Genomic DNA, 14,215 nt, shown 5'->3' on the forward strand with positions numbered 1-14,215 from the left:
TATCTGTAATGGTAATATCCAAAAGAAGTATAATAGACATTTCAACGGCTCTAGTGGCAATTATTACAACTTTTACGTTGCTTTATATAAAGAAAATTCAGGAACTCCTATATTATTGTTGCAGCAGCGGCTGTTTTAAGTATACTCATTAAATTAGTACTACTATGAACAGCTGCTTTTAAAACATTCGGATACAAAACAATAACTCCAGTCTCTTCTTCTAAAAATGAAACAATAAAGAAATTTAAGGTTCATTTTATCATAAAAACACCCTTTTAACGACTTTTTAAGTTATTTAAAGATTAAAAAGTATTATAAAAAACCATATACATATCTTTGATTGTGTTAAAAAAATAAACATTTCATAAATTTTAAATCTAAAAAGTATGAAAGCAAAAAGTACTCTACTTATACAGACTTATTAGTTCTGTCCCGCACCACAATACAGTCATTCACAAACCAATCCGAGGGTTAGCTTAGGTGAATCAATAGTTTTTAAATATTCAGATTGTCTAGCAATAGACTAAAATCTCAATTTTTCTTATTTAAATTTTAACAAGAAATAAGTTACTAGTTTATTTAAATAATAAGATTATGAAAAAAATTACTTTAATTCCATTTCTGGCTTTTTTATTATTAATGCTTTCTACAATATTTGCTTATTCACAAAATACCAATGTTACATTTGATAATACTAATGCTTCATTAACCACGACTCCAGCTTGTTCTCTCTCACAATGTAATGCTCAGGATGTTACTTTTGGGAGTGTTTATCTAGGTGATAACGTTGGAAATGTAGCCACTTTAGCCTATGTTTCAAATCCTGTAAACGGTTTGTACATATGGGTAACTATTGCCTCCAATAGTTCTAAATACGACTTGATGTTTCAATTTGACTATTTAGTTGGCGGAGTTCGAAAAAATTTCGATAACACTAATTTTGTTGGTGCCGTAACAGACCGGTTGACGATTAAAATTAGAGGAAGCATAATTACAGCAGGGTCCAAATACCGAATGGCCCAAATTACAAACTATACTGCAGGCCAATCCCTTGAGTTAAAAAATATTTACTTAGGATGGGAAACAAACGGACAGGCTATTACACCTTCGCAAAGCCTTTCACTGATTACTTGTAATCCTCCTAAATGCAGTAGTGCATATTCAAATGGGATAATTATAAAAACACCTCTTTTTGCCGATTTTTCTATTACTAAAAGTTGTGATGGAGGCTCATTCCAAAAGGTAGTTTACGCCAGTACTTCTACAGGAGTTGAACCCAATACTAATTATAGCTGGTCATTTCCGGGTGCCGCAACAATTTCTCCGGTTAGTTTAACAACAATAGGTCCATATACTGTGACTTATTCTTCCGCTGGTCCATTTTCTGCTAGTTTAACAGTATCAGACCCTACAAATCAGGTTATACCAAATACTAAAACAGTTAACAATATTACTGTAACTGCATGTTGTACGACACCGGTAATAACTGCAATGACTTCTACTATATGCAGCGGAAGTACTTTTACCGCTACTCCGGCCAATGGAACCAACGGAACAGTTCCGGCTGGTACTACTTATAGCTGGGCAGCACCAAGCGTAATTGGAATTACAGGAACCGCAGCGGGAAGTAATGCTGCAAACATCAGCGGAACCTTAACCAATACAACCAATGCGCCGATAAATGTGGTTTACACCGTTACCCCAACATCAGGAACCTGTACAGGAAGTACTTTTACAGTGACAGTTACGGTAAATCCGAAACCTGCTCTGAACAATATAACGGCAACCAGTATATGTAGTGGAGACACTTTTACCACTACTCCGGCCAATGGAACCAACGGAACAGTTCCGACTGGCACTACTTATAGCTGGGCAGCACCAAGCGTAATTGGAATTACAGGAACCGCAGCGGGAAGCAATGCTGCTAACATCAGCGGAACCTTAACCAATACAACCAATGCGCCAATAAATGTGGTTTACACCGTTACCCCGACATCAGGAACTTGTACAGGAAGTGCTTTTACAGTGACAGTTACGGTAAATCCAAAACCTGCTCTGAACAATATAACGGCAACCAGTATATGCAGTGGTGACACTTTTACCACTACTCCGACCAATGGAACCAACGGAACAGTTCCGACTGGTACTACTTATAGCTGGGCTGCTCCAAGCGTAATTGGAATTACAGGAACCGCGGCGGGAAGCAATGCTGCTAACATCAGCGGAACCTTAACCAATACAACCAATGCGCCGATAAATGTGGTTTACACCGTTACCCCAACATCAGGAACCTGTACAGGAAGTACCTTTACAGTAACAGTTACGGTAAATCCAAAACCTGCTCTGAACAATATAACGGCAACCAGTATATGCAGTGGTGACACTTTTACCACTACTCCGGCCAATGGAACCAACGGAACAGTTCCGACTGGTACTACTTATAGCTGGGCAGCACCAAGCGTAATTGGAATTACAGGAACCGCAGCAGGAAGCAATGCTGCTAACATCAGCGGAACCTTAACCAATACAACCAATGCGCCGATAAATGTAGTCTATACTGTAACTCCAACATCAGGAACCTGTACAGGAAGTACTTTTACAGTGACAGTTACGGTAAATCCGAAACCTGCTCTGAACAATATAACGGCAACCAGTATATGCAGTGGTGACACTTTTACCACTACTCCGGCCAATGGAACCAACGGAACAGTTCCGACTGGTACTACTTATAGCTGGGCAGCCCCAAGCGTAATTGGAATTACAGGAACCGCGACAGGAAGCAATGCTGCTAACATCAGCGGAACCTTAACCAATACAACCAATGCGCCGATAAATGTAGTCTATACTGTAACTCCAACATCAGGAACCTGTACAGGAAGTACTTTTACAGTGACAGTTACGGTAAATCCAAAACCTGCTCTGAACAATATAACGGCGACCAGTATATGCAGTGGAGGTAATTTTACAGTTACACCAGCAAATGGAACCAACGGAACAGTTCCGACTGGCACTACTTATAGCTGGGCAGCCCCAAGCGTAATTGGAATTTCAGGAGCCGCGGCGGGAAGCAATGCTGCAAACATCAGCGGAACCTTAACCAATACAACCAATGCACCGATAAATGTAGTTTACACCGTTACCCCAACATCAGGAACCTGTACAGGAAGTACCTTTACAGTAACAGTTACGGTGAATCCTTTACCAGTATGTTTGATTACTGGATCTGATGGTCCACTTTGTCCATCGTCAACAGCTAATAGTTATTCAGCACCTGCAGGTATGAGCAATTACACCTGGTCAATTTCAGGAAATGCTACTATTAGTGGTAATCTTTCGGGACAAACCGTTTTAGTAAATACTGGTGCTACTTGTAGTGCGCCATTTACATTAACTGTGGTAATCAGAGACATTAATGGTTGTGAATCAACATGTACCAAAATAATTAATGTCCAAGATATCACTGCTCCAACATGGACAACTGCGCCAGCCGCATTGGATGTGACTTTAGAATGTAGTGATACTGCCGGTTTAACAACTGCGCAGGCCAATGCTCCAATAGCTACTGATAATTGTGGAGGAACAGTTACCTATACCAAAACATCAGGTGCTTTCGTTGCAGGAAACTGCATAAACTCCGGAACTTATACCAATACTTGGACGGCTACAGATGTTTGTACCAATGTATCGACTGTGTTTACTCAAACCATTACAATTCAAGACACTACAGCGCCAACATGGACTACGGCTCCAGCCGCATTGGATGTAACTTTAGAATGTAGTGATACTGCAGGTTTGACAACTGCTCAGGCCAATGCACCGGTAGCTACTGATAATTGTGGAGGAACGGTGAGTTATACCAAAGTTTCAGGTGCTTTCGTTGCAGGAAACTGCATAAACTCCGGAACGTATACCAATACCTGGACGGCTACAGATGTTTGTACCAATGTATCGACTGTGTTTACTCAAACCATTACGATACAAGACACTACAGCGCCAACATGGACTACGGCTCCAGCTGCATTGGATGTGACTTTACAATGTAGTGATACTGCCGGTTTGACAACTGCACAGGCCAATGCTCCAATAGCTACTGATAATTGTGGAGGAACAGTGAGTTATACCAAAGTTTCAGGTGCTTTCGTTGCAGGAAACTGCATAAACTCCGGAACTTATACCAATACTTGGACGGCTACAGATGTTTGTACCAATGCATCGACTGTATTTACTCAAACCATTACAATTCAGGACACTACAGCACCAACATGGACAACTGCTCCAGCCGCATTGGATGTAACTTTGCAATGTAGTGATACTGCAGGTTTGACAACTGCTCAGGCCAATGCACCGGTAGCTACTGACAATTGTGGAGGAACGGTGACTTATACCAAAGTTTCTGGAACTTTCGTGGCCGGAAACTGCATAGACTCCGGAACTTATACCAATACTTGGACCGCTACAGATGTTTGCACCAATGTATCGACTGTGTTTACTCAAACCATTACAATTCAAGACACTACAGCGCCAACATGGACTACGGCTCCAGCCGCATTGGATGTGACTTTGCAATGTAGTGATACTGCAGGTTTGACAACTGCTCAGGCCAATGCACCGGTAGCTACTGACAATTGTGGAGGAACGGTGAGTTACACCAAAGTTTCAGGTGCTTTCGTTGCCGGAAACTGCATAAACTCCGGAACTTATACCAATACCTGGACCGCTACGGATGTTTGTACCAATGTATCGACTGTATTTACTCAAACCATTACAATTCAAGACACTACAGCGCCAACATGGACTACGGCTCCAGCCGCATTGGATGTGACTTTGCAATGTAGTGATACTGCAGGTTTGACAACTGCTCAGGCCAATGCACCGGTAGCTACTGACAATTGTGGAGGAACGGTGAGTTACACCAAAGTTTCAGGTGCTTTCGTTGCCGGAAACTGCATAAACTCCGGAACTTATACCAATACTTAGACGGCTACAGATGTTTGTACCAATGTATCGACTGTGTTTACTCAAACCATTACAATTCAAGACACTACCGCGCCAACATGGACTACAGCTCCAGCCGCATTGGATGTAACTTTAGAATGTAGTGATACTGCAGGTTTGACAACTGCACAGGCCAATGCTCCAATAGCTACTGATAATTGTGGAGGAACGGTGACTTATACCAAAGTTTCAGGGGCTTTCGTTGCAGGAAACTGCATAAACTCCGGAACTTATACCAATACTTGGACGGCTACAGATGTTTGTACCAATGTATCGACTGTGTTTACTCAAACCATTACAATTCAAGACACTACCGCGCCAACATGGACTACAGCTCCAGCCGCATTGGATGTAACTTTAGAATGTAGTGATACTGCAGGTTTGACAACTGCACAGGCCAATGCTCCAATAGCTACTGATAATTGTGGAGGAACGGTGACTTATACCAAAGTTTCAGGTGCTTTCGTTGCAGGAAACTGCATAAACTCCGGAACTTATACCAATACTTGGACGGCTACAGATGTTTGTACCAATGTATCGACTGTGTTTACTCAAACCATTACAATTCAGGACACTACAGCGCCAACATGGACTACAGCTCCAGCCGCATTGGATGTGACTTTAGAATGTAGTGATACTGCAGGTTTAACAACTGCACAGGCCAATGCACCGGTAGCTACTGACAATTGTGGAGCAACGGTGAGTTATACCAAAGTTTCAGGGGCTTTCGTGGCTGGAAACTGCGTGAACTCCGGAACTTATACCAATACCTGGACCGCTACAGATGTTTGTACTAATGTATCGACTGTGTTTACTCAAACCATTACAATTCAAGACACTACAGCGCCAACATGGACTACGGCTCCAGCCGCATTGGATGTGACTTTGCAATGTAGTGATACTGCAGGTTTGACAACTGCTCAGGCCAATGCACCGGTAGTTACTGACAATTGTGGAGGAACAGTGAGTTACACCAAAGTTTCAGGTGCTTTCGTTGCAGGAAACTGCATAAACTCCGGAACGTATACCAATACCTGGACGGCTACAGATGTTTGTACCAATGTATCGACTGTATTTACTCAAACCATTACAATTCAAGATACTACAGCGCCAACATGGACTACGGCTCCAGCCGCATTGGATGTGACTTTAGAATGTAGCGATACTGCAGGTTTGACAACTGCTCAGACTAATGCTCCAATAGCTACTGATAATTGTGGAGGAACAGTGAGTTACACCAAAGTTTCAGGGGCTTTCGTTGCAGGAAACTGCATAAACTCCGGAACTTATACCAATACCTGGACCGCTACGGATGTTTGTACCAATGTATCGACTGTGTTTACTCAAACCATTACAATTCAAGACACTACCGCGCCAACATGGACAACGGCTCCAGCTGCATTGGATGTAACTTTGCAATGTAGTGATACTGCCGGTTTGACAACTGCTCAGGTTAATGCACCGGTAGCTACTGACAATTGTGGAGGAACAGTTACCTATACCAAAGTAAGCGGTCAATTTCAAGGAGGAAATTGTGGAAGTACAGGAACTTATACCAATACCTGGACTGCAAATGATGTTTGTAACAACACCTCAACAGTCTTTACTCAGGTAATTACTGTTCAGGATACTGCTATTCCAACCTGGATTACACAAGCAGGAACATTAGATACTACATTACAATGTAGTGATGCTGCTGGATTAACAGCTGCGCAAAATCAGGCACCTACTGCTACTGCAAATTGTTCAACCGTCACTTACACCAAAACGAGTGGTCAGTTTGTGGCTTCGGCATCTTGTAGCAATGCCGGTACCTATACCAATACTTGGGTTGCCGTAGATAATTGTGGTAATACTTCCGGTACTTTTACACAAGTAATCACTATCGAAGATACTACCGCGCCAACATGGACAACTGCGCCAGCCGCATTAGATGTGACTTTGGAATGTAGCGATACTGCAGGTTTGACAACTGCACAGGCCAATGCACCGGTAGCTACTGATAATTGTGGAGGAACGGTGAGTTATACCAAAGTTTCAGGGGCTTTCGTGGCTGGAAACTGTGTGAACTCCGGAACGTATACCAATACTTGGACGGCTACAGATGTTTGTACCAATGTATCGACTGTGTTTACTCAAACCATTACAATTCAAGACACTACAGCGCCAACATGGACTACAGCTCCAGCCGCATTGGATGTGACTTTGCAATGCAGTGATACCGCTGGTTTGACAACTGCACAAGCCAATGCTCCAATAGCTACTGATAATTGTGGAGGAACGGTGAGTTATACTAAAGTTTCAGGGGCTTTCGTTGCAGGAAACTGCATAAACTCCGGAACGTATACCAATACCTGGACCGCTACGGATGTTTGTACCAATGTATCGACTGTGTTTACTCAAACCATTACGATACAAGACACTACCGCGCCAACATGGACAACGGCTCCAGCTGCATTGGATGTAACTTTGCAATGTAGTGATACTGCCGGTTTGACAACTGCTCAGGTTAATGCACCGGTAGCTACTGACAATTGTGGAGGAACAGTTACCTATACCAAAGTAAGCGGTCAATTTCAAGGAGGAAATTGTGGAAGTACAGGAACTTACACCAATACCTGGACTGCAAATGACGTTTGTAACAACACCTCAACAGTCTTTACCCAGATAATTACTGTTCAGGATACTGCTATTCCAACCTGGATTACACAAGCAGGAACATTAGATACTACATTACAATGTAGTGATGCTGCTGGATTAACAGCTGCGCAAAATCAGGCACCTACTGCTACCGCAAATTGTTCAACCGTCACTTACACCAAAACGAGCGGGCAGTTTGTAGCTTCAGGGTCTTGCAGCAATGCCGGTACTTATACTAATACTTGGGTTGCCGTAGATAATTGTGGTAATACTTCCGGTACTTTTACACAAGTAATCACTATTGAAGATACCACCAAACCAACCTGGACTACTCTAACGGGAAGCTTAGATATTACAATCCAATGTAGCGATGCGGCAGGTCTAATTGCTGCGCAAGCCAGTGCACCTGTAGCTACCGATAATTGTGATAACGATGTGACCAATATCGTTAAAACCAGTGGTCAGTTTGTAGCTTCTCAGTCTTGTGGAAATTCCGGAACCTACACCAATACCTGGACCGTTAAGGACAATTGTGGTAATACTTCCGATACTTTTACACAGGTGATCACTATCGAAGATACCACCAAACCAACCTGGACTACTCTAACGGGAAGCTTAGATATTACAATCCAATGTAGCGATGCGGCAGGTCTAATTGCTGCGCAAGCCAGTGCACCTGTAGCTACCGATAATTGTGATAACGATGTGACCAATATCGTTAAAACCAGTGGTCAGTTTGTAGCTTCTCAGTCTTGTGGAAACTCCGGAACCTACACCAATACCTGGACCGTTAAGGATAATTGCGGCAATACTTCCGATACTTTTATACAAGTAATCACTATCGAAGATACCACTAAACCTACCTGGACCACTCTGGCCGGAAGTTTAGATATTACGATCCAATGTAGTGATGCGGCAGGTTTAATCGCTGCGCAAGCCAGTGCGCCTGTAGCAACCGATAATTGTGATAGCGATGTGAGCAATATCGTTAAAACCAGTGGTCAGTTTGTAGCTTCTCAATCTTGTGGAAACTCCGGAACCTACACCAATACCTGGACCGTTAAGGATAATTGTGGCAATACTTCCGATACTTTTACACAAGTAATCACTATCGAAGATACCACCAAACCTACCTGGACTACTCTAGCGGGAAGTTTAGATATTACGATCCAATGTAGTGATGCGACAGGTTTAATCGCTGCGCAAGCCAGTGCACCTGTAGCAACCGATAATTGTGATAACGATGTGAGCAATATCGTTAAAACTAGTGGTCAGTTTATAGCTTCTACATCATGTGGAAACTCCGGAACCTATACCAATACCTGGACCGTTAAGGATAATTGTGGCAATACTTCCGATACTTTTATACAAGTAATCACTATCGAAGATACCACCAAACCTACCTGGACCACTCTAGCGGGAAGTTTGAATAAAACCATTCAATGTAGTGATACCGAAGGGCTGACAACTGCACAAGCCAGTGCGCCTGTAGCAACCGATAATTGTGATAGCGATGTGACGATCGTGAAAACTACAGGACAGTTTGTACCCTCTGCTACTTGTGCAAATGCCGGAACCTATACAAACAGTTGGGTAGCAAAAGACAATTGCAACAATATTACAGATACTTTCACTCAGGTGATTACAATCGAAGATACCAGCAAACCAGTCTTTAATGGAGTCCTTCCTGCGAATATTACAGTATCATGTGATAAAGTTCCTGCACCGGCTAATATAACAGCATCAGATAATTGTAATGCTAATGTGCCGGTAGTTTATACTGAAACAAAAAACAGTATTGAAAATGAATGCAGCACAAATTATACACTGACCCGTACGTGGACCAGCAGCGATTGTAGTTGTAATACAACTTCCTACACACAGCTAATTACTGTTAAGGATACTACTCCTCCAACAGGAACAATTCCGGCAGATGTTACTTTACAAAACATAGCAGATATTCCTGTTGCCAATACGGGAGCCGTAACCAATACTGCCGATAATTGCAGCCAAACCGTAACGGTAACCGTAAGTGATTCTAATAATGGAGGCACTGGTTGTGGAAACAGTCCTTATATCTTAACAAGAACATACACTTTATCCGATTGTGCCGGCAATAAAACAATACTCGTACAAACCATAACAGTTGTACATGATATTGTTACGACAGCTCCTTTTGCAATTGAAGCCTGTAATGCCGATACTTCAACGGTTAATTTGTTAGGTCCGTTGCCTAGAAATACTTCTACAACCGGTACCTGGATTGATACCAATAATACCGGTGCACTAAACGGCAGTGTTGTAACTACTTTTGGACTTCCGACTGGTAACTATTCATTTGAATATCAAATAAAAGACGAAGCGTGTCCAAGAAGTTTAGTGGTAAACCTTGCGGTTAATGATGATTGCAAAGTTTTGGCCTGCGGAACTATACTGGTTCATAACGCATTCTCTCCTAATAACGACGGTATAAACGACCGATTTGTTATCGACCATATCGAAGACACAGCTTGTTATCCTGACAATAGTGTCGAAATATACAACCGTTGGGGGGTATTAGTATTCGATACTAAAAATTACAACAATACCACCAATGCTTTTGATGGCATTTCAAGAGGAAGAACAACAGTAAGTCAATCAGATGGTCTTCCAACAGGAACTTACTTTTACATTCTTAATTACACCTCCGTAGATGGAAATGGTGCAATACAAATGAACAAAAAAGACGGATACTTATATCTTTCCAGATAAGCAGATGCCATCCTGATTGCATAATTCATCAGTGATCAGGATGGTTTTCAATTGAAAAACTCATGTAATAGATTTCTGAATTCATTCAGCTTATTTTTTAAGATTCAAAAGGCAATGACAATACTAAAATAATTTACCTACTATGAAAACAAAATTACTTTCTTTCGTCCTGGTATTTACTGCTATAGTAAGTTATGCACAGCAAGATGCGCAGTTTACACAATATATGTACAATACCATAAATATCAATCCGGCATATGCGGGCTCACGAGGAGCATTAAGCATTTTCGGATTATACCGTACGCAATGGGTTGGACTTGACGGGGCACCGAAAACCAGTACCTTTTCTGTAAATACTCCAATAAACAATAGCAATTTGGGAGTTGGAGTTTCGCTGGTCAATGACAAGATTGGGCCTACAAATGAAAACACTTTTTCAGCTGATCTTTCGTATACTATACAAACATCTGCAGATTTTAAACTTTCATTCGGGATTAAAGGCTCAGCCAATTTTTTTAATCTCGATGTTACTAAATTAAATCCGGAAAGCCAGGGTGATCCACAGTTTCAGGACCTGAACAATAAATTCTCTCCCAATGTAGGAGCCGGAGTCTATTGGCATTCCGATAAGGCTTACATTGGTTTATCAGTACCTAATTTTATCGAAACCAATCGGTACGATGATAATGATTATGCCATTTACAAAGACAGAATCAATTATTATTTAATAGCCGGGTATGTTTTTGATCTTGACAGACTTCAATACATCAAATTCAAACCCGCTTTACTCACAAAAATGGTTCAGGGAGCTCCGCTTCAGGTAGACGTTTCTGCCAACTTTATGTTTATGGATAAACTTGTGGTAGGTGTTGCCTACAGATGGAGTGCCTCGCTTAGTGCTATGGCCGGGTTTCAGATTAGTGATGGTCTGTACATAGGATATGGTTACGATCGTGAAACCACTAAATTAAACAATTACAATTCTGGTTCGCATGAAATCTTCCTGCGCTATGAATTCTTCAGAAAAAATAGTAAAATGACAACTCCTCGTTTCTTCTAAAATTTTTTATCATGAAAAAATATATACTCCTTTGCACCACCGTAGTAAGTGTTTTTTTATCTAACAGTTTTGCGCAACAGGGTAAAATTGTTTCCGGAGACAAAAAATACGATAACTATGCCTATATCGATGCAATTAAAACGTATCAGAGAGTAGCCGAAAAAGGTTACAAATCAGAAGATCTCTTTAAGAAGTTAGGTAATTCCTTTTACTTCAATTCCGAATTCGAAAAAGCAGCAAAATGGTATGGCGAATTATTTGCTCAGAATACTGAAGTTGAACCTGAATATTACTATCGATATGCACAATCATTAAAATCAACCGGAGATACAGCCAAAGCCAATCAAATGATGGATTTATTCCGACAAAAATCAAAAAACGACAGCAGAGCCAAACTATATGAAACAGATAAAAATTATCTGGATAAAATAAAAGCCAATTCGGGCCGCTACACTATCGAAAATGCAGGAATAAACAGTAAATACTCCGATTATGGAACAGCTTTCTATCAACACAAAATTATATTTGCCTCAGCCAGAGATACCGGTAATTTCAGTCAAAGAATTCACAAATGGACTGGTGAGCATTTTACCAATTTATATCAATCCGATATCGATGAGAATTTTAATCCTAATGCTCCCAAAAAATTCAAATCTAAAATAAATACCAAATTCCATGAGTCGACTCCTGTTTTTACAAAAGATGGAAAAACTGTTTATTTTACGAGAAACAATTATATAAATGGGAAAAAAGGGAAAAATGAAAGTAAAATTACTTTAGTAAAAATATACAAAGCTACATTTGAAAACGGTGAATGGACCAATATAACAGAGCTTCCTTTTGACAGTAATAATTACAGCACGGCACATCCTGCTTTAAGTCCTGACGAAAAAACACTCTATTTTGCATCGGATATGCCGGGATCAATAGGACAATCTGATCTCTACAAAGTTAGTATTAACGGTAATGGAGAATTTGGCATTCCTGAGAATTTGGGCCCAGGTGTTAACACCGAAGGAAAAGAAAGCTTTCCCTATATAAACGATCAAAATGAAATTTACTTTGCGTCAGACGGACATCCGGGACTGGGAGGTTTGGACGTTTTTGTTGGAAAATTAAGCAATACCGACGTAAGTAATGTTCAAAATCTTGGAGCCGATATCAATTCTCCTAAAGATGATTTTGCTTACATAATCGATACCAAATCGAAAAAAGGCTTTTTTAGTTCCAATAAAGATGGCGGAAAGGGTTCCGATGATATTTATCAATTTTTGGAAAGAATTCCACTAACCTGCGTTCAGGAACTATACGGAACTATAACTGACCTGGCTACGGGAGAAGTCTTACCACAAACCAAACTAAGTTTATATTCCGACAGCAATAAAGTAATCGCAACGGTCAACTCTGATTCAAACGGAAACTACACTTTTCCGGTAGAATGTGGGGTAACCTACTTTCTGAGAGCTGAAAAAGAGAAGTATTATACAAAAGAAGAAAGTATAACGATCTCAAATAAAAATGGAAGAACAAACTTATCAATAGCATTGGAAAAATCGGATTGTCTGGTAACCATAGGTGATGATCTGGGTAAATGTTTTGGCATTAAAATGATCTATTTTGATCTGGATAAATCAAACATTCGCACAGAGGCAGCTTTAGATTTAGAAAAAATACTTGATGTACTAAACCAGTATCCGAATATGAAATTAGACATTCGTTCTCATACCGATAGTCGGGCAACATTTAAATACAATGAAGCCCTATCCGACAGAAGAGCCAAATCTACCATACAATGGCTGATCAAAAATGGTATCGCACCACAGCGATTAACAGGTAAAGGATACGGAGAAACTGAACTGGTAAACAAATGTTCGGATGGAGTGCCTTGTACCGAAGAAGAGCACCAAATGAACAGACGTAGTGAATTTATTATTACGGCTTTATAATAAAAAAGTACCAATCAATTAATTTTAGGTTCGATTTTTGTTTTACTTTAGATTATTAATAATTTAATACCATTTGAAATCATGAAATCATTAAAATACTTCTTTATTGCAATGACATTCATTGCCGTAAGCTCTTTACAGGCACAGGTATCTGTTAATGTAAATATTGGAACACCGCCAGCATGGGGTCCTGTGGGTTATACAGATGTCCGTTATTATTATTTACCGGATCTCGAGATGTACTACGACATCAATGCATCCAATTACATTTACATAAGTAACGGAAAATGGATCAGAACTAGAAATTTGCCGAGAAGTTACAGAAACTATGACCTTTATAACGAATATAAAGTGGTACTAACCGATTACAGAGGCAATTCACCCTATGACAATTATAAAACTCACAAAGTAAAATATGGTAAAGGCTACAAAGGAAAACCACAAAAAACAATTGGTCAAAAACCGGGGAAAGGAAATAACAAAGAATATAAAGAATATAAAGATAATGGGCATGGGCACGGAAAAGGGCATGGAAATGGCAAACACTAAAACGTAAAAAAACAAAGGGGGACTTGCTAAGTCCCCCTTTCTTTATATAAGAAATCATTTTCCCTTTTAACGCGCTGCGCAAATGTCTCTGACTTTGCGCCAATTTGCAAATATCTAATTTAAAACATACAAGTCATAAAGTCTTAGACTTTAAAAGTAAATTTCTTCGCGCTGCGCAAATGTCTCTGACTTTACGCCAACTTGCAATATCTAATTTAAAACATACAAGTCATAAAGTCTTAGACTTTAAAACTAAATTTCTTAGATGTAATTT

At 40.4% G+C, this 14,215-nt stretch carries 5 protein-coding genes; all 5 read left to right on the top strand.

Annotated elements, in window-relative coordinates:
* Window positions 1-594: 594 nt before the first annotated feature.
* Window positions 595-4,977 carry a PKD-like domain-containing protein gene (locus M4I44_RS18815; RefSeq protein WP_249965733.1) on the top strand — a complete coding sequence of 1,461 codons (4,383 nt, stop codon included), beginning with the start codon at window positions 595-597 and terminating at the stop codon, window positions 4,975-4,977.
* Between the two features lie 33 nt (window positions 4,978-5,010).
* On the top strand, window positions 5,011-10,386 hold the full coding sequence (locus M4I44_RS18820) for a gliding motility-associated C-terminal domain-containing protein (RefSeq protein WP_249965734.1): 5,376 nt from the start codon (window positions 5,011-5,013) through the stop codon (window positions 10,384-10,386).
* Between the two features lie 142 nt (window positions 10,387-10,528).
* Complete coding sequence (locus tag M4I44_RS18825; RefSeq protein ID WP_249965735.1) at window positions 10,529-11,446, top strand: type IX secretion system membrane protein PorP/SprF; 918 nt, start codon at window positions 10,529-10,531, stop codon at window positions 11,444-11,446.
* A gap of 11 nt (window positions 11,447-11,457) precedes the next feature.
* Window positions 11,458-13,392: an OmpA family protein gene (locus tag M4I44_RS18830; protein WP_249965736.1), complete on the top strand. Its 1,935-nt coding sequence runs from the start codon at window positions 11,458-11,460 to the stop codon at window positions 13,390-13,392.
* 81 nt (window positions 13,393-13,473) lie between these two features.
* A complete protein-coding gene (locus tag M4I44_RS18835) occupies window positions 13,474-13,941 on the top strand; it encodes a hypothetical protein (protein ID WP_249965737.1) in 468 nt (155 codons plus the stop codon).
* Window positions 13,942-14,215 lie beyond the last annotated feature (274 nt).

The organism is Flavobacterium sp. B183 (genome assembly GCF_023539155.1).
GTDB lineage: Bacteria > Bacteroidota > Bacteroidia > Flavobacteriales > Flavobacteriaceae > Flavobacterium > Flavobacterium tructae.